Source organism: Curtobacterium sp. C1 (genome assembly GCF_021049325.1).
GTDB classification, from domain to species: Bacteria; Actinomycetota; Actinomycetes; order Actinomycetales; family Microbacteriaceae; genus Curtobacterium; species Curtobacterium citreum.
The window spans coordinates 3143114-3160790 of record NZ_CP088076.1 but is presented as its reverse complement, the minus strand read 5'-3'; the positions used below and the strand labels follow the sequence as shown (position 1 = coordinate 3160790).

The window sequence follows — 17677 nt, the reverse complement described above, 5'->3', positions numbered from 1 at the left end:
GACCGCCGTCGGCGAGCACGGACCACCCGCTGAGAACCCGGGGGACCACTGCGTCCCCCGGCGCCCTCCGGCCCGGTCGACGTCACGCGACGTGACGGCGACGGCGCGCGACCACGCGCCCGGCCGACGACCACCACGCAACGCCCACCGTGCCTCCCGGCCGGACCGCCACCCACCGACGTGACCAGTCGGCGGCAGCGGCGACCAGACCGGGCGGACGCGGCACGACGCACGAGGACGCAACCCATGTCCAAGACGCCAGACCAGGCGCGCCCGTCCACCGACCGTCCCTCCACGCTGCGCGCGCTCGCGCGCATCTGGCCCTACGTCCGACCGCACAGCGGTCGCCTGCTCGGCGGCATGGCCGTCGCGATGGGCGCCTCGCTCGTGGCCCTCGCCATCCCCTACGTCCTGCAGGGGCTCGTCGACGGCCCGCTCTCGAGCGGCGACCGGAACCTCATCCTGCCCGCCGGGCTCGCCGTCCTGGCGCTCGGCGTGCTCGAGGCGTTCTTCATCGCCGCCCGTCGGCGGATGGTGATGCGTCCCTCGACGCGGATCGAGTCGAGCATGCGCAACGCGCTGTACAACAAGCTGCAGGACCTGCCGGTCGCGTTCCACGACCGCTGGGAGTCCGGGCAGCTGCTGTCCCGCTCGGTGTCCGACCTGTCGCTCATCCGACGCTGGCTGGCCTTCGGCGTGGTGCTGCTCGTCGTGAACAGCGTCACGATCGTGGTGGGCTTCGTCGTGCTGTTCAGCTTCGGTTGGCTGCTCGGCCTGGTCTTCCTCGTCGCGTGCGTGCCGATCTGGGTCACCGCGATCCTGTTCGAGCGCCGCTACTCGATCATCACGCGCCGCTCCCAGGACCAGGTCGGCGACCTCGCGACGAGCGTCGAGCAGTCGGTGCACGGCATCCGCGTGCTCAAGGCGTTCGGCCGGGGCCGGTCGAAGCTCGACGAGTTCACCGAGCAGGCCGAGGCGCTGCGCGGCACCGAGATCGAGAAGTCCCGGGCGATCGCGGGCCTGTGGCTCTGGCTGCTCCTCGTGCCGGACGTCGCCTTCGCGCTCTGCCTGCTCGCCGGCATCTGGCTCGCGTCGCAGGGCGAGCTCACCGTCGGGCAGCTCTTCGCGTTCTTCGCGACCGCGACCGTGCTGCGGTTCCCGATCGAATCGATCGGCTTCCTGCTCTCGATGATGTTCGACACCCGCACGGCGGTCGACCGGTTCTTTGAGGTGATGGACTCCGAGAACACGATCCAGGACCCGGAGCACCCGCGGACGATCGCCGAGCCGCACGGTGCGCTGTCGTTCAACGACGTGCACTTCCGGTACCAGGACTCGCCTGCGCAGTTCCCGGACCTGGTGAACGGCGTCCAGCTGGAGCTCCAGCCGGGCGAGACCATGGCGCTCGTCGGCCTCACCGGGTGCGGCAAGACCACGCTGCTCTCGCTCGTGCCGCGGCTGTACGACGTGACCGGCGGCTCGATCACGATCGACGGCGTCGACATCCGCGACCTCACCAGGGAGGAACTCCGGCGGCACATCGGCGTCGCGTTCGAGGACGCCACGCTCTTCTCGACGAGCGTGCGGGACAACGTCCTGCTCGGTCGCCCGGACCTGTCCGGCGACGAGGCGGAGCGGATCATGCGCGAGGCGCTCGAGATCGCGCAGGCGTCCTTCGTCGACGAGCTCCCGGAGGGCGTCGACACCCGCGTCGGGGAAGAGGGCCTGTCGCTCTCCGGCGGTCAGCGGCAGCGTCTGGCGCTGGCCCGGGCGATCGCGGCGCGGCCGTCGGTGCTCGTGCTCGACGACCCGTTGTCGGCGCTCGACGTCGACACCGAGGCGCGGGTCGAGGCCGGGCTCCGCCGGGTCCTCGCGGACACCACGTCGCTCATCGTCGCCCACCGCCCGTCCACCGTGACCCTCGCCGACCGCGTGGCCCTCATGGAGAACGGCCGGATCACCGCCGTCGGCACCCACTCGGAGCTGATGGCCACCAACGAGCACTACCGCTACGTCATCTCCTCGCTCGACGAGGACGATGCGCCCGCCCGAGAGGAGGCGATGGCATGAGCCAGCAGACGGATCCCACGCAGGGTGCGACCCCGCAGGTGGTCGACCCCCAGCCGGGAGGCACGGTGCCGGTCGCGCACGCCGGCACCGGCACGCAGGCGGCCGAGGCAGCAGCCCCCGTCACCGCGTCGATCACCGTGCACGGGGTGCGCGGCGAGGAGCGCAACGACTTCACGAAGGCGGAGAGCGCGCGGCTGCGCCGACGCTCGCTCGCGCTCCTCGGGTCGCTCGCGGCGCCCCTGAAGGCGCGGCTCTGGGGCATCGCGGTCGTCGTGGTCGTCTCGACCGCGGGGCAGGTGGCCGGCCCGGCGCTCGTCGCCTGGGGCATCGACAACGCCCTGCCCGCCGTGCTCGACCGGTCCGACTGGACCCCGGCGTTCGTGGTCGTCGCGCTGTACGTGACGATCGCGGTCGTCGGTGCGGTGCTGACCGCCTGGTACACCGTGCTCGCGGCGCGGATCAGCCAAGCGATCCTGCTCGACCTGCGGAAGCGCGTGTTCCTGCACACGCAGCGGCTCTCGCTCGAGTTCCACGAGACGTACACGTCCGGCCGGATCATCTCCCGCCAGACGAGCGACCTCGACTCGATCCGCGAGCTGCTCGACTCCGGGCTGAACCAGCTCATCCAGGGCGTGCTGTACATGGTGTTCACGGCGATCGCGCTCGTCGTGCTCGACCCGACGTCCGGGATCGTCCTCGCCGTGTCGCTCGTGCCGCTGTGGTTCCTGACCCGGTGGTTCCAGAAGCGGTCGCAGACGCTGTTCCGCGCCACCCGCACGACCTCGGCGCGGGTCATCGTGCACTTCGTCGAGACGATGACCGGGATCCGGGCCGTCCAGGCGTTCCGGAAGGAGTCGCGGAACAAGGACGAGTACGGCGGCTACGTCGAGACGTACCGCCAGGCGAACTCGAAGGTGTTCAACCTGTTCGGGACGTTCGACCCCGGACTGGTGCTCATCGGCAACGCGTGCCTCGCGGCGGTCGTCATCGTCGGCGGCTACCGGGTCGTCGGCGGGTCGCTCGAGATCGGGGCGCTGCTCGCCGTCGCGCTCTACGCCAAGCGGTTCTTCGACCCCGCCGAAGAACTCGCGATGTTCTACAACGGGTACCAGTCGGCCTCGGCGGCGATGGAGAAGATCTCCGGCGTCCTCGAGGAGCAGCCGTCCGTGCCGGACCCGGTGAAGCCGACGAAGCTGCCGGACGCCTCGGGGCGGATGGACTTCGACGGCGTCGAGTTCGCGTACAACGCCGACAAGGTCGTGCTGCCCGAGTTCACGCTGCACATCCCGGCGGGGCAGACCATCGCGCTCGTCGGGTCCACCGGTGCCGGGAAGTCGACGCTCGCAAAGCTGATGGCGCGGTTCTACGACCCGTCCGCCGGGGCGGTGCGGCTCGACGGCGTCGACCTGCGCGACCTCGACCCGAAGGACATGCGCCGCGCGATCGTCATGGTCACGCAGGAGGCCTACCTGTTCTCCGGCTCGGTGGCGGACAACATCGCGCTCGGCAAGCCCGGTGCGACCCGTGCCGAGGTGGAGCGGGCGGCGAAGGCCGTCGGCGCGCACGAGTTCGTGATGGCGCTGCCGGACGGGTACGACACCGACGTGAACAAGCGCGGCGGTCGGGTGTCGGCCGGGCAGCGCCAGCTGCTCTCCTTCGCCCGGGCGTTCATCGCCGACCCGAAGGTGCTCATCCTCGACGAGGCCACCGCGTCGCTCGACATCCCGTCCGAGCGGCTCGTGCAGGAGGGGCTCGAGACGCTGCTCGCCGACCGGACCGCGGTGATCATCGCGCACCGGCTGTCGACCGTGGCGATCGCGCACCGGGTGCTCGTGATGGAGCACGGCCGGATCGTCGAGGACGGCACCCCGGCGGACCTCATCGCGGGGACCGGCCGGTTCGCCCAGCTGCACGCGGCCTGGCGCGACTCGCTCGTGTGACGCCCGTCGGGCTGCACGCACGTGGTTGTCTTGGGACATGAGCAACGACAGCGTGCAGCCCGGCGGCGTCGCCCTGCGCGACCCCTTCTACGGGGCACCCTTCACCGAGGCGGTCCGGCGGTTCTGGCGGAAGTACACCGTGTTCACCGGCCGGGCGTCCCGCTCGGAGTTCTGGTGGTGGTGGGTCACGTCGTTCGTGGTCGGCCTGGTGCTGCAGCTCGTGCCGCAGGCGTTCACCCCGGGCTCCCCGGTGCTCGAGAACCCGGTCGGCTCGTACCTGTTCGTGCTGTGGGGGCTCGTCACGCTGATCGGCTCGCTCGCCCTCGGCGCCCGGCGCCTGCACGACGCGAACCTGTCCGGCTTCTGGCAGTTCCTGCACGTCGTCGTCGGGATCGGCTCGCTCGTGCTGCTCGTCATGTTCCTCCTGCCCAGGAACCCGAAGGGCGAGCGCTTCCACTGACCCCGTTGCCGGCGGGCGGCGCGGTTCAGAACGGGTCGTCCGCGTCCGTGGTCGGCGACCAGCGCGCACGACGCATGTCGATCCTCCAGGCCGAGGAGCCCTGCACGAGCGGCGTCCCCTCCGCCCGGTAGTGCTCGAGCGCGCGGGCTTCGTGCCGGACCGGCGGCAGTCCACCGGACCGCACCACGCGCCACCACGGCAGGTCAGAGCCCTCGTGCGCCATCACCTTGCCGACCGCACGCGACGCACGCGACCCCAGGGCGGCGGCGACGTCGCCGTACGTCATCACGTGCGCTGGCGGTATCAACCGGACCACCTCGGCGACGGCGGCACCGAAGTCCGACTCGTCCACACCGGCCCCCTGGCTGGCGGGACTACAGGGACAGTGCGGCGAAGTGGTCGCCGTACTGCGTCTCGCGCACGACCGAGAAGCCCAGGGCGCGGAAGAACGCCTCCGGACCGACCTCGCCACCGGGCTCGTACACGACGGTCAGGCGCCCGAACCCGCGGCTCCGTGCCTCGTCCGCCAGGCCGTGCACGGCGAAGCGCCCGACACCACGACCCTGGGCGTCGCCGGCGACGTGCACGCGCCAGATCGCGCTCCGGAGCTCTTCGTCCGCGTTGTCCTCGTCGAAGGTGCCGACGATCACGCCGACGACCCGGTCCCCGTCCAGCACGACGCGGGTCCAGGCCGAGCTGGGCTTCACGTCGGACTCCGCGACCGCGTAGGTCTGCGGCTGCACGAACTCCTCCTGCCCCGGCTTGAGCGTCAGGGAGTTCGCTGCGGCGGCGGTGGACGCGGAGAGTTCTTCGAGGCGCAGGTCGGACATGGGGTCAGGCTAGCGGTGCTCCCCGACCGGGGGCCAGGACGGTGACACGACCGTTGCACGTCCGTTGCAGCGCCGTCCGGACCGCGCGGTATGGTCGCGGGATGGTGGAGCACCGGCGTGGGGCGAACCTGCCGTCGATCGGCGGGTTCAACCGCACCGTCGTGCTCGACGCGGTCCGCCGGTCGCCGGACGGCCTGAGCCGCGTGGAGCTCGCCGCCCGCACGGGCCTGAGCGCGCAGACGGTCTCGAACGTCACCCGGTTCCTCATCGAGGCGGGGATGATCGTCGAGTCGGGCACGGTCGTCGCCGGGCGCGGGAAGCCGCGGACGATCCTGCGGCTCGAGGCCTCGAGCCGGTACGCCGTCGGGGTGCACGTCGACCCCGCGGTGGTCACGTACGTGCTGCTCGACCTGGCCGGCACGGTGCTCGCCGAGACGACGACCTCGACACCGTCCGCCGAGGACCCGGACGAGGTCGTCCGCACCATCGCGACCGCCATCGACGGCCTGGTCGCGGGTGCGGGCATCGCGGTCGAGGCGGTGCTCGGCGTCGGCATCGCGAGCCCGGGCCCCATCGACGTGGACGCGGGCGTCGTGCTCGACCCGCCCTTCCTGCCCCGGTGGCGCGACGTCCCGCTGCGCGACGCGCTCGCCGAGGCCACCGGGTTCCCGGTGCTCCTCGAGAAGGACGTCACCGCCGCGGTCGTCGGCGAGATGTTCCTGGCGGGGGAGTCGTCCGCCCGGAACTTCGCGTTCGTGTACTTCGGCACGGGGTTCGGCGTCGGACTCGTCGTCGACCACGAACCGGTGCGCGGGGTCGGCTCGAACGCCGGGGACGCCGGGCACATCATGGTCGATCAGGGCGGCCTCGCGGGCACCCCGGACGGATCGGGTGCGCGGGGTGAGGTCGGGGCTGCCGTCGCCCCCGACCGGCTCGTGGAGGTCGCTCGCTCACGGGGGTTGGCACTCGGCGATCCCGCACGCGAGGACGACGCCGCCGCCGTCCAACGGGCGTGGGCCGCGCTCGGCGAGGCGATCGACGCCGACGACCCGGTCGCGGTGACGCTCGCGGCCGAGGCCGGCACCGTGATGGGGAACGCCGTCGTGCTCATCGTGAACCTGCTCGACATCGACCGTGTCGTGTTCGGCGGTCCGTTCTGGTCGCGGATCGCGCCCGTCGCCCTGCCGGCCGCCCGGCAGGCGGTCGTCGGGTCGCCGCTGCTGGTGCCGAAGCACCCGGTGGTGGTGCAGGACAGCGGTCGGGGCGCGGACGTGGCGGCCGTCGGCGCGGCCTGCCTGGTCCTCGACGCGGCACTGTCACCGCGCGCGAGCGCGCTGCTGATCCGGCGCTGACGCCTGGTCGGCGCTGACGCCTGGTCGGCGCTGACGCCTGGTCGGCGCTGACACCTGGTCGGCGCTGACGCCTGGTCGGCGCTGACGCGGACGGGAGGCACGGTGCCGGTCTGGCGCGCGCCTTCCGCTGGTCAGGGTGTGGGTCAGGCGGCGTCGAGCACCTTCCGCCAGGTCGCGGTCAGGGTGTCGTACTCGTCGTCCGACAGGAGGTCGCGCACCCCGGTGGCGAGGACCGCCGACCGGACGGCCTCCTCGGCCCCGGCGCGGTCGCGGAGGTGCGCGTCGGAGTGCTTCACCGCTCGTCCGGCCGCCTGCGCGGCCTCGATCTCGTCGACCCGGCCGGCGGCACCGGCGGCGTCGAGCGCGTGCTGCCACGCGGCGAGCAGGTCGGCGTTCGTCACCATGCGGCCGTCTGCCCCGCCCTGGATCGCGAGCGACGCGCTCGCCTCCGGCACGACGATCTGCTCGTCGGCCTTCCAGGCGACGTCGAGGGCCTCGGCCTCCTCGGCGGTGATGCGTCCTGCGCGGTCGATCATCGACTGCAGTGCGGTGTTGGTGGTGTCGTCCGTCACGGTTCCCTCTCCGACCGAGCGTGCTCGCGGGGTCCGCTCCATCCTGTCGGCGTCCCCTGAGAAGCGGCACCGGTCACCGCCCGGGGCGCGACACCTGTCGTTCACCTGGTCGCCACCGGACGGACGCCGGGATGCTGAACAGTCGTGCAGGTCCCCCCGACCTCCCTGAGAAGGACCCTGCATGCGCACCCCTGCCCTGCGGCTCGGCGCCGGCCTCGCGACGGGCATCGCCCTCGCCGCCGGAGTGCTGACCGCGACCCCCGCCGTCGCCGCGGTCGGTGACGACGACCCCACCGTCGGCGCCCGCGTCACCACCGGGCCCGCCGCCGGACTCGCGATCAACGAGGTGGAGTCGAACGCCGACGACACGGACTGGGTCGAGCTGGTGAACACCTCGTCCGCCACGATCGACCTGAGCGGCTGGCGCTTCCTCGACTCCGACTCGTCGCACGCCGCGTACGTGCTGCCGCAGGGGTCGACGGTCGCCGCCGGCGGGTACCTCGTCGTCGACCAGGAGACCACGACCCGCCCCGGCTTCGACTTCGGGCTCGGCGGTGCCGACGCGGTCCGGCTCTACGACACCGCCGGTGCGCTGACGCTGCGGTACGCGTGGAGCACGCACGCGGCCGTCACGTACGGCAGCTGCCCGGACGGCTCCGGCACGCTCGTCGACACGACCGCGTCGACCAAGGGGAAGCCGAACGACTGCTCGTCGCCGGTCCGCATCAACGAGGTCGAGTCGCAGGACGGCACCCCGGGCGACTGGGTCGAGCTGACGAACGTCGGGACGACCACGGTCGACCTCGGCGGGTACGTGCTCCGGGACAGCGAGGACGACCACGCGTGGACGATCCCGGCGGGCACCACCGTCGCGCCGGGCGGCTTCACGGTGCTCGACGAGGCCCGGTTCGGCTTCGGGCTCGGCAAGGCGGACGCCGTCCGGCTGTCCGACCCCCGGGGCGTCCTGGTGGACTCGTACTCGTGGACGGCGCACGCCGCGACGACGTACGGACGGAACCCGGACGGGACCGGTGCCTTCGCCGAGACCGCCGAGCCGACGAAGGGCGCGGCGAACCGCTTCGCGGGGTCCGTGACCGCCGAGGCGTGGCCCGGCGGCCCGGACGAGACCGTCCTGGACGCCGAGGACACCTTCGCCGGAGACCTGAGCGGCCTCGACTGGGCACCCTCCGCCACCTCGGCGGACGGTCAGCTGTGGGCCGTGCAGAACGGTGACGGCCTGCTCTACCACCTGGCCCCGGACGGTCGGGGCGGCTGGGCGCCGACGAACGCCGCGGGCGTCGACCTGCGGTACGCAGACGGCACGGGAACGCCCGACGCCGAGGGCATCACCGTCACGGCCGACGACCCCGGCGCGGTCTACGTGTCGACCGAGCGCGACAACGACGTGTCGAAGGTGAGCCGCCCCGCGGTCCTGCGCTTCGCGACCGCCGACGGCTCCGAGTCGGTGCTGCGCGCGACGGACGAGTGGAACCTCGCCGAGGACTTCCCTGGTCTCGGCGCGAACGCCGGGCTCGAGGGCGTGACCTGGGTGCCGGACGCGTGGCTGACGTCCCACGGGTTCGTCGACCAGCACACCGGTGCGGCCTACGCGCCCACCGCGTACCCCGGGCACGGCGAGGGCCTCTTCCTGGTCGGGGTCGAGGGCACCGCGAGCGTGTACGCCTACGCGCTGATGGACGACGGGGCGTTCCAGCGCGTCGCCACGATCGCGACGCCGTTCTCCCTCGTCGCCGAGGTGCAGTTCGACCCGACGCTCGACGCGCTCTGGGTCGTCTGCGACGAGGCCTGCTCCGGGCGCACCGCGCTCTTCGACGTGCAGGACGGGGCGTTCACGCTCGCGACGCTGTACGAGGCACCGGCGAACGCCGACCGAGGGGTCGCCAACGAGGGCTTCGCGATCTCGGGGCGGTGCGTGGACCACGCCCGAGCCACGTTCTACGCCGACGACAACGACACGGACGGATTCTCGCTGCGGACCGGGACGTACCCGTGCGACGCGTCGACGGAGCCGGGTGACGGCGGGACGCCCGCGCCTGGTGACGGCGGCACGCCCGCTCCGGGTGACGGCGGCACGCCTTCGCCGGGAGCGGGTGGCGGAACCCCGACGCCGACCCCGACCGTCCCTGGCCCGACCACCCCGACCACCCCGACGGCCCCGGTCGCGCCGGACGCCTCATCGCTGACGGAGGGGAACCGCGGCTCGGTGTCGGCGCCGTCGGTGGTCCGAGCCGGGTCCTCGGTGACGATCTCCGTCGGAGCGCAGTACGCCGGTGAGCGTGTCGCGGTCTGGCTGTTCTCCGAGCCTCGACTCCTCGGGACGCCGGTCGTCGCCGCGGACGGCACCGTGACGGTGGTCGTCCCCGCCGACGTCCCGGCCGGGCAGCACCGCATCGTGGTCACGGCGTCCGACGGCACGGTGCTCGGCTGGACGGCCGTGACGATCGACCCGGTGACGGGTGCGCTCGCCTTCACCGGCGCCGAGCTGAGCGGAGGGATCGCTGCGGCGCTCCTGCTCCTGGCGGCCGGGACCGGTGTCCTCGTGGCCGGGCGTCGCCGGTCGGTCGTCGCGCAGGCCTGACCCGCTCCACCGCTCGCCGACGCCCCCGTCGTCCTTCCGGACGGCGGGGGCGGCCGCGTCCGGGTCGCGCGGTAGCGTCGGGGGATGCGCACCGAGGTCCTCCGCTACACCGCGTTCGCCGCCGAGCCCGGGGGCGGCAACCCCGCGGGGATCGTGCTCGACGCGGCAGGGATGACCGACGACGAGATGCTCGCCGTCGCACAGCGGGTGGGGTACCCCGAGACCGCCTTCGTCGTCGCGCGGACCCCGGACGGCGCCCGCGTGCGCTACTTCTCGCCGGCCGCCGAGGTCCCGTTCTGCGGGCACGCCACCGTCGCCACCGCCGTCGTGCTCGCCGAGCGCGACGGGACCGGAGCCCGGGTGTTCTCCACCGCTGCCGGGGACGTCGCGGTCGACGCCACGACCGCACCCGACGGCAGCGTGCAGGTCGCGATGACGAGCGTCGAACCCGACACCCGGCCGATCGACCCCGTGCGGTGGGAGCGGCTCGCCGCCGTGCTCGGACTCGTCGACGGTGACGTCGCCGAGGGCTTCCCCGTGCTCGAGGCCTTCGCCGGCAACTGGCACCCGGTCGTCGTCCTGGCCGACGAGGACCTGTTCCACCAGTTCCGGTTCGACCCCGCGGCGCTCGCCGCCCTGAAGCACGAGTACGGGTGGGCGGGCACCGTGACCGTCCTGCACCGCACCGGCCCGCTCGCGTTCGAGGCACGCAACCTGTTCCCCGCCGGCCGCATCACCGAGGACCCGGCGACCGGTTCCGCGGCGGCGTCCACGGGCGCCTACCTGCGTGCGATCGGCGCGGTGTCGCCCGGGAGCCGCGTCGTGATCCGGCAGGGTCGACACGTCGGGCGTCCGAGCGTGCTGCTCGTCGACGTGCCCGAGTCCGGCGGCATCACGGTGATCGGCGGCGCCACGCCCGTCGCCTGACCCGGCTCCGGGTGCACGTTCCTTCCCATCGCAGGCGCAATGGGAGGCACTTCCGCGCGTAGGGGGTCGTTGCACCCGCCCTCCGACGCGCGGATCGCCCTCCGACGCGCGGATCGCCCTCCGACGCGCGGATCGGCCTCCCACGCGCGGATCGGCCTCCACCTCGCGCGCCCGCGCCGTGACCGAGCCGTGACGAAAAGTGCTTGACACGATTAAGTCCACACGCTGTACTAATCCTGCGCGCGGGTGACGGAGCCCGCGGACATCCCGTGCAAAGGAGCACCGATGAAACGCCGCACCCGAATCATCGCCGGCCTCGCAGCCGTGGCAGTCGCCGCGGTCGGGCTGGCGGGCTGTTCCAGCTCGGGCTCTGCCTCGAGCGACACCATCAAGATCGCGTACCAGAAGTTCGGTGCCTTCCAGCAGCTCGATGCGCAGATGAAGGAGGTCAAGACCGAGTACGAGAAGGCGAACCCGGGCAAGAAGGTCACCCTCGTCCCGATCCAGGCCCAGGGCAACGACTACTACACGAAGCTCGCGCTCATGAACAAGGCGCCCGCGACGGCCCCGGACGTCATGTACGAGGACACCTTCCTCATCAAGTCCGACGCCGAGGCCGGCTACCTGCTGCCCCTCGACGACTACGTGGCGAAGTGGAAGGACTGGGACCAGTTCTACGACAACGCCAAGCAGGCCGGCCAGGGTGACGACGGCAAGATCTACGGCGTCTCGATGGGCACGGACACCCGGGCGCTCTGGTACAACAAGGACATCTTCAAGAAGGTCGGCCTGCCCGTCCGGTGGGAGCCCAAGACCTGGGACGACGTGCTCGCCGCCGCGAAGACGATCAAGGAGAAGGACTCGGGCGTCATCCCGTTCAACATCTACTCCGGCAAGGCGCAGGGCGAAGCGTCCACCATGCAGGGCTTCGAGATGCTCCTGTACGGCGCGGAGGGCGACGGCAACACCCTCTACAAGGACAAGAAGTGGGTCGTCGGCTCGAAGCAGTTCGAGGACTCCCTGAAGTTCGTGAAGGACGTCTACCAGGGCGGCCTCGGCCCGACCCCGCAACAGGCGCTCGACACCAACGTCGGCACGACGATCGCGCAGACGTGGCTGCCGCAGGGCAAGCTCGCGATCGACCTCGACGGCTCGTGGCAGTCCGGCACGTGGCTCGAGTCCGGCACCGCTCCGTGGAAGGAGTGGAACGACGTGATGGGTCAGGCGGCCTTCCCGACGCAGAACGGTCAGGAGCCCGGCTACAACTCGATGTCCGGTGGCTGGACGCTCGCGGTCGGCAAGAACTCCAAGAACCCGAAGGCGGCGTTCGACTTCATCTCGACCTTCCTGAGCAAGGACGGCTCGCTGAAGTACGACACCGAGAACAGCCAGATCGCGGTCCGCAAGGACGTCGCCGAGGACCCGGAGTACACCGGCGCCAACCCGACGTTCAAGTTCTTCTCGGGGCTGGTGCAGCACACCAACTTCCGTCCCGCGACGAGCGACTACTCGCAGGTCTCGAACGCCATCCAGGTCGCGATGGAGTCCGTCATGACCGGGCAGCAGACACCCGCTGAAGCCGCCAAGGCCTACGACCAGTCGGTCGAACAGGTGGTCGGCCAGAAGAACACCGTCGACGTCGGATAGTCAGCCGGCCACACGACGGACTGGAGGCGCGGTGCCACACCGCCCCGTGCCTCCAGTCCGTCCCTCCCCACCTTCGGAACCCTCTGGCGCACCCGAAAGGCAACCACCCGTGTCCAGCACCCCCCTCGCGCCGACGCTGTCGGCGCCCGGTGCGCCGAAGCGCACCGATCCGCCGACGCCGCGTCGACGGCGCTCCCTGCGGAAGGCGACCCGAGCGGTCCCGCTCCTGCCGGCCGTCGTCCTGCTCGTCATCTTCCTGCTCGGCCCCGTCATCTCGTCGTTCTACGGGTCCTTCACCAACTCCGCGCTGACCGGCGCGAGTGCCGCGAACCAGCAGTTCGTCGGGCTGAAGAACTACGTCGAGCTCTTCCAGGACCCGGACTTCCCGAAGTCCGTCGTCCTGACGATCGTGTTCCTGCTCGCCTCGGCGGTCGTGGGCCAGAACGTCCTCGGGCTCGGCCTGGCGCTCCTCATGCGCAGCGCGAACAAGGTGGTCCGAGCGATCGTCGGCACGTTCGTCGTCGCGGCGTGGGTCCTGCCGGAGATCGTCGCCTCGTTCGCGGCGTACGCGTTCTTCAACGACACCGGCACGCTCAACACGTTCCTGGCCTCGATCGGGATCAGCGGGCCGAACTGGCTCTACACGTACCCGATGCTCGCCGTGATCCTCGCGAACATCTGGCGCGGCACCGCGTTCTCGATGCTCGTCTACTCCGCCGCCGTGCAGGAGGTGCCCGAGGAGATCACCGAGTCCGCCGAGATGGACGGCGCGGCCGGCTGGCAGCGACTCGTCTACATCACGCTGCCGGTCATCCGCCGGTCGATCTCGACGAACCTCATGCTCACGACGCTGCAGACGCTGTCGGTCTTCACGCTCATCTTCGTGATGACGGGCGGTGGCCCCGGCACGAACTCGTCGACGCTGCCGATCCTGGCGTACCAGGAGGCGTTCAAGTTCTCGCAGCTCGGTTTCGGGACCGCGATCGCGACGATCCTGCTCGTGGTCGGCGCGGTGTTCTCGATCATCTACATCAAGGCCCTCAAGCCGGAGGTGGACTGACCATGGCGCTCACCGCCGACCGTCCCGTGTCCAACGTCACCCGCTCGGTGACGGCCCCCGGCGCGCTGCACATGACCTCACCGCGCGGCCGCACCATGCGCTGGGTGTCGAACGTCGTGCTGCTCGTCATCGCGGTCTGCTTCGCGGTGCCGCTGCTGTGGCTCGTGCTCGCCTCGTTCGACACGCAGGCGTCGCTGTCCGTGAAGCTCCCGACGCAGTTCACGCTCGACAACTTCACGAAGGTGCTCACGCCCGAGCTGTCGTTCATCCCGCTCGGCAACAGCCTGCTGCTCTCCGGTGGGACCGCGGTCGTCACGGTCGTCGTCGCGATCCTCGCCGCGTACCCGCTGTCCCGCTACAAGATGCGGGTGAACAAGCCGTTCCTGTACAGCATCCTGTTCGGCACCGGCCTGCCCATCACCGCGATGATGGTGCCGGTCTACGCGCTGTTCGTGTCGCTGAACCTGATCGACAACGTGTGGGGCTGCATCTTCTTCCTCGCCGCCACGAGCCTGCCGATGGCGATCTGGATGGCGAAGAACTTCATGGACTCGGTGCCGATCTCCCTCGAGGAGGCCGCCTGGACCGACGGCGCCTCGATGTTCACCACGCTGTGGCGGATCGTCATCCCGCTCATGCGCCCGGGCATCGCCGTCGTGTTCATCTTCGTGTTCATCCAGGCGTGGGGGAACTTCTTCGTCCCGTTCGTCCTGCTGCTCTCGCCCGACAAGGTGCCCGCCGCGGTGAGCATCTTCAACTTCTTCGGGCAGAACGGAGCCGTCGCGTACGGGCAGCTCGCCGCGTTCTCGATCGTCTACTCCGTGCCCGTCATCGCCCTCTACGTCCTCGTCTCGCGCGGCCTCGGCGGGGCGAACGCCCTCGCCGGCGGCATCAAGGGCTGACCGCGCCCACGCACTCCGGGCCCCACGCCCGACCGTCCCTGCTGGAAAGGAACCACCTCCATGCACCACGACGAACCGCTCGTCGAAGCCCGCATCGCCCGTCTCGTCCGGGACCGCATCGACCCCGCGGTGCTCCGCCGCTCGGCCCCGGTCACGATCGAGGCCTGGCAGGTGCCGGACGAGCCCGTGCCCTTCGCCGAGGCCGTCGCCGCCGAGTACACGCCGTTCCACGTCGGTGACGCCTGGGGCGGCCGGCCGTGGGGGACGACCTGGTTCCGGGTCCGCGGCACCGTGCCGTCGGACTTCGGGGCCGACCCCGGCACGACGGTCGAGCTCCGCGTCGACCTCGGCTTCTCGAAGCGCCAGCCGGGCTTCCAGGCCGAGGGCCTCGCGTGGCGACCGGACGGCACGACGATCAAGGGCATCGAGCCGCTGAACGACACCCTGCCGGTCGAGCCCGGCCCGGACGGCTCGTTCGAGCTGTACGTCGAAGCCGCCGCGAACCCGGACATCGGCGGCGACGACTTCCAGGGCGCGACCCCGCTCGGATCGCGGTCGACGGCCGGAACGGAACCGATCTACCGCCTGCGGGCACTCGAGCTCGTCGAACGCGACGACACCGTGTGGGAGCTGCAGCAGGACTTCTGGGTCCTCCGGGGCCTGATGGCCGAACTGCCCACGGACGGCACCCGCGGCGCGGACGTCCTGCGCGGACTCGAACGCGCGGCGGACACCCTCGACCCCGACGACGTCGCCGGCACCGCAGCCGCCACCCGCGAGGTCCTCGCACCCCTCCTGGCCGTCGGCGCCGCGGGATCGGCCGGGCGCGCGATCGCCGTCGGGCACGCGCACATCGACTCCGCCTGGCTCTGGCCGGTGCGCGAGACGATCCGGAAGTGCGCGCGCACCTTCTCGAACGTGCTCGACCTGATGGACCGCGACCCGGACTTCACGTTCGCGTGCTCCTCGGCGCAGCAGTACGCCTGGATCCGCGACGGCTACCCGTCGATCTGGGAGCGCATCAAGCAGCGCGTCGCCGAGGGCCGGTGGATCCCGGTCGGCGGCATGTGGGTCGAGTCGGACACGAACCTTCCCGGCGGCGAGGCCCTCGCCCGGCAGTTCGTCGCCGGCAAGCGCCTGTTCCTCGAGGAGTTCGGCGTCGACACCCCCGAGGCCTGGCTGCCCGACTCGTTCGGCTACTCGGGCGCGCTTCCGCAGATCGTCCGCGCCGCCGGCTCGAAGTGGTTCGTCACGCAGAAGCCCTCGTGGAACGAGACGAACGTCATCCCGCACACCTCGTTCCACTGGGAGGGCATCGACGGCTCGCGCGTCCTGACGCACCTGCCCCCGGCCGACACCTACAACTCGGACGTCTCGCCCGAGGACCTGCACCGCGGGGAGCGTCAGAACAAGGAGCGGGGCGTCGCGAACACCTCGATGCTCCTCTACGGCTTCGGTGACGGCGGCGGTGGTCCCACGCGCGAGATGGTCGCCGCGGCCCGCCGGCAGCACGACCTGGACGGCTCGCCCCGCGTCGACCTCGGCACCCCGGCGCAGGTGTTCGAGGAGCTCGAGCGCGTGCTGCCGGAGCCCGCGGTGTGGTCGGGCGAGATGTACCTCGAGTTCCACCGCGGCACGTACACGTCGCAGATCCGCACGAAGCAGGGCAACCGCCGCTCCGAGCACCTGTTGCGCGAGGCCGAGCTCTGGGCCGCGACCGCCGCGGTCCGGCACGGCGCCGAGTACCCGTACGACGAGCTCGAGTCGGTCTGGCACACCGTGCTCCTGCAGCAGTTCCACGACATCCTGCCTGGTTCCTCGATCGCCTGGGTCTACGAGAACGCCGAGGCCGAGTACGCCCGGGTCGCCGAGGTGCTCGAGGAGCTCATCGGCACGGCGACGACCGCGCTCGCGAGCGGCGGGGCGACGGCGCTCGCCGGGGTCGGCGCAGCGCGGGCAGGTGCGGGCGTGGGCGCGCTGCTCGACGCTCCCACCGAGGCCGGAGCGGCCGGCGGCGCTTCCGGTGGCGGCGCTGACGGTGTCGTGCGCTTCAACGCCTCGCCCGTCACCGCGGGTGGGGTGACCGCCCTGGGTGGTTCCCCGTCGTCCGCGGCGGAGGCCGTGCCTCCCGTCCGGAGCGGTGACCGTTTCGTCTTCGAGACCGGCGTCGTCACGGCGACCATCGACGCAGACGGCCACGTCGTCTCGCTCGTCGAGCGTGCGACCGGACGCGACGCCGTCGCGCCGGGCGCCGTCGCCGCGCAGTACACGGTGTTCCGGGACACCCCGAACCAGTGGGAGGCGTGGGACATCGACCGCGCCTACCAGCGGAACGGGACGGTCCTGTCCGCGACGGGCGTCGAGGTCGACGGGACCACGCTCGTGGTGACGCGGCCGTTCGGCTCGTCGTCGGTCACCACCCGCTACTCGGCGGTGGCGGGCCAGCCCGAGCTGCACATCGAGACCGAGGTCGAGTGGCACGAGCGGCAGAAGCTCCTCAAGCTCGCGTTCCCGCTCGACGTGCGCGCGGCCTCGGCGTCGAGCGAGATCCAGTTCGGGCACATCGACCGGCCGACGCACCAGAACACGTCTTGGGACATGGCGCGCTTCGAGACGTCGGCGCACCGGTGGGTGCACGTCGCCGAGCCGGGCTTCGGCGTCGCGGTCGCCAACGACTCGACGTACGGACACGACATCACCCGCTCCACCCGTGCCGACGGCGGCACCACGACGCTCGTGCGCGAGTCCCTGCTCCGCGCGCCGACCTTCCCGGACCCGCACGCCGACCAGGGACACCACGTGTTCCGCACGGTGCTGCGCGTCGGGGCCTCGGTGCTCGACGCGGCGGACTCCGGCTACCGGCTCAACCTGCCGGTGCGGTCGGTGCCGGGGTCGGCGACCGTCGACCCGCTCGTGACGGTGTCGTCGCCGCAGGTGTTCGTCGAGGCGGTCAAGCTCGCCGAGGACCGCTCCGGGGACGTCGTCGTGCGGCTGTACGAGGCGACCGGCGGACGCGCTGCGGACGTCGGGGTGTCGTTCGGGTTCGACGTCGACGCCGTCGAGGCGGTGGACCTGCTCGAGCGGCCGCTCGGGTCGGGGACGTGGGAGGCGGGGGAGCCCGTCGTGCTCACGCTGCGCCCGTTCGAGATCGTCACGCTGCGGGTGCGGCGGGGCTGATCGGCGGGCCGGCCGCGCAGGACCGCGGCGCCGGGCGGGGTCGGGTGCCCCCGCCCGGCGCCGTGTTGCGTGGGGGTGGTCCCGATCCTGATCCGCGCGTCCGCCGATCCGCGCTTCCGCCGATCCGCGCGTCCGCCGATC

Annotated in this window: 13 protein-coding genes; 10 read left to right on the top strand and 3 right to left on the bottom strand. The window is 71.8% G+C overall.

Annotated elements, in window-relative coordinates:
• The first annotated feature begins 246 nt into the window (after positions 1-246).
• From LQK89_RS15140 to LQK89_RS15130, 3 genes are all read left to right on the top strand, one after another.
• Positions 247-2070 carry an ABC transporter ATP-binding protein gene (locus tag LQK89_RS15140; RefSeq protein WP_231049593.1) on the top strand — a complete coding sequence of 608 codons (1824 nt, stop codon included), beginning with the start codon at positions 247-249 and terminating at the stop codon, positions 2068-2070.
• A 131-nt stretch (positions 2071-2201) separates the two neighbouring features.
• On the top strand, positions 2202-4010 hold the full coding sequence (locus LQK89_RS15135; RefSeq protein ID WP_231050814.1) for an ABC transporter ATP-binding protein: 1809 nt from the start codon (positions 2202-2204) through the stop codon (positions 4008-4010).
• A 37-nt stretch (positions 4011-4047) separates the two neighbouring features.
• Positions 4048-4470 carry a DUF805 domain-containing protein gene (locus LQK89_RS15130; protein ID WP_174777392.1) on the top strand — a complete coding sequence of 141 codons (423 nt, stop codon included), beginning with the start codon at positions 4048-4050 and terminating at the stop codon, positions 4468-4470.
• Positions 4471-4495: 25 nt separating this feature from the next.
• Here the strand turns inward: LQK89_RS15130 and LQK89_RS15125 are convergent, their stop codons facing one another.
• A complete protein-coding gene (locus LQK89_RS15125; protein ID WP_204622201.1) occupies positions 4496-4822 on the bottom strand; it encodes an MGMT family protein in 327 nt (108 codons plus the stop codon).
• Between the two features lie 22 nt (positions 4823-4844).
• Positions 4845-5300: a GNAT family N-acetyltransferase gene (locus LQK89_RS15120; protein WP_058741256.1), complete on the bottom strand. Its 456-nt coding sequence runs from the start codon at positions 5298-5300 to the stop codon at positions 4845-4847.
• A gap of 101 nt (positions 5301-5401) precedes the next feature.
• Here LQK89_RS15120 and LQK89_RS15115 point away from each other — a divergent pair, with 101 nt between their 5' ends.
• Positions 5402-6652, top strand: coding sequence for an ROK family transcriptional regulator (locus LQK89_RS15115; protein ID WP_058741255.1), 1251 nt, complete (start codon positions 5402-5404; stop codon positions 6650-6652).
• 143 nt (positions 6653-6795) lie between these two features.
• Here LQK89_RS15115 and LQK89_RS15110 read toward each other — a convergent pair whose 3' ends face one another.
• On the bottom strand, positions 6796-7224 hold the full coding sequence (locus LQK89_RS15110; RefSeq protein ID WP_231049592.1) for a hypothetical protein: 429 nt from the start codon (positions 7222-7224) through the stop codon (positions 6796-6798).
• Between the two features lie 181 nt (positions 7225-7405).
• Here LQK89_RS15110 and LQK89_RS15105 point away from each other — a divergent pair, with 181 nt between their 5' ends.
• From LQK89_RS15105 to LQK89_RS15080, 6 genes are all read left to right on the top strand, one after another.
• Entirely contained in the window at positions 7406-9823 is a 2418-nt protein-coding gene (locus LQK89_RS15105; RefSeq protein WP_231049591.1) for a lamin tail domain-containing protein, read from the top strand.
• Between the two features lie 84 nt (positions 9824-9907).
• On the top strand, positions 9908-10750 hold the full coding sequence (locus LQK89_RS15100; RefSeq protein WP_058741252.1) for a PhzF family phenazine biosynthesis protein: 843 nt from the start codon (positions 9908-9910) through the stop codon (positions 10748-10750).
• A gap of 285 nt (positions 10751-11035) precedes the next feature.
• Complete coding sequence (locus LQK89_RS15095; RefSeq protein WP_231049590.1) at positions 11036-12397, top strand: extracellular solute-binding protein; 1362 nt, start codon at positions 11036-11038, stop codon at positions 12395-12397.
• 109 nt (positions 12398-12506) lie between these two features.
• Positions 12507-13457, top strand: coding sequence for a carbohydrate ABC transporter permease (locus tag LQK89_RS15090; RefSeq protein ID WP_083519854.1), 951 nt, complete (start codon positions 12507-12509; stop codon positions 13455-13457).
• A 71-nt stretch (positions 13458-13528) separates the two neighbouring features.
• Positions 13529-14359 (top strand): carbohydrate ABC transporter permease, encoded by an 831-nt coding sequence (locus LQK89_RS15085; RefSeq protein ID WP_373286859.1) that lies wholly within the window; start codon positions 13529-13531, stop codon positions 14357-14359.
• A 60-nt stretch (positions 14360-14419) separates the two neighbouring features.
• Positions 14420-17536, top strand: coding sequence for an alpha-mannosidase (locus LQK89_RS15080; RefSeq protein WP_231049589.1), 3117 nt, complete (start codon positions 14420-14422; stop codon positions 17534-17536).
• Positions 17537-17677: the final 141 nt, after the last annotated feature.

Excerpts from the sequence above, each read along its gene's own strand:
- LQK89_RS15095 (WP_231049590.1), top strand. The coding sequence starts at position 11,036 with ATGAAACGCCGCACCCGAATCATCGCCGGCCTCGCAGCCGTGGCAGTC.
- LQK89_RS15140 (WP_231049593.1), top strand. The coding sequence starts at position 247 with ATGTCCAAGACGCCAGACCAGGCGCGCCCGTCCACCGACCGTCCCTCC.
- LQK89_RS15080 (WP_231049589.1), top strand. The coding sequence starts at position 14,420 with ATGCACCACGACGAACCGCTCGTCGAAGCCCGCATCGCCCGTCTCGTC.
- LQK89_RS15130 (WP_174777392.1), top strand. The coding sequence starts at position 4,048 with ATGAGCAACGACAGCGTGCAGCCCGGCGGCGTCGCCCTGCGCGACCCC.
- LQK89_RS15115 (WP_058741255.1), top strand. The coding sequence starts at position 5,402 with ATGGTGGAGCACCGGCGTGGGGCGAACCTGCCGTCGATCGGCGGGTTC.
- LQK89_RS15100 (WP_058741252.1), top strand. The coding sequence starts at position 9,908 with ATGCGCACCGAGGTCCTCCGCTACACCGCGTTCGCCGCCGAGCCCGGG.
- LQK89_RS15085 (WP_373286859.1), top strand. The coding sequence starts at position 13,529 with ATGACCTCACCGCGCGGCCGCACCATGCGCTGGGTGTCGAACGTCGTG.
- LQK89_RS15105 (WP_231049591.1), top strand. The coding sequence starts at position 7,406 with ATGCGCACCCCTGCCCTGCGGCTCGGCGCCGGCCTCGCGACGGGCATC.
- LQK89_RS15120 (WP_058741256.1), bottom strand. The coding sequence starts at position 5,300 with ATGTCCGACCTGCGCCTCGAAGAACTCTCCGCGTCCACCGCCGCCGCA.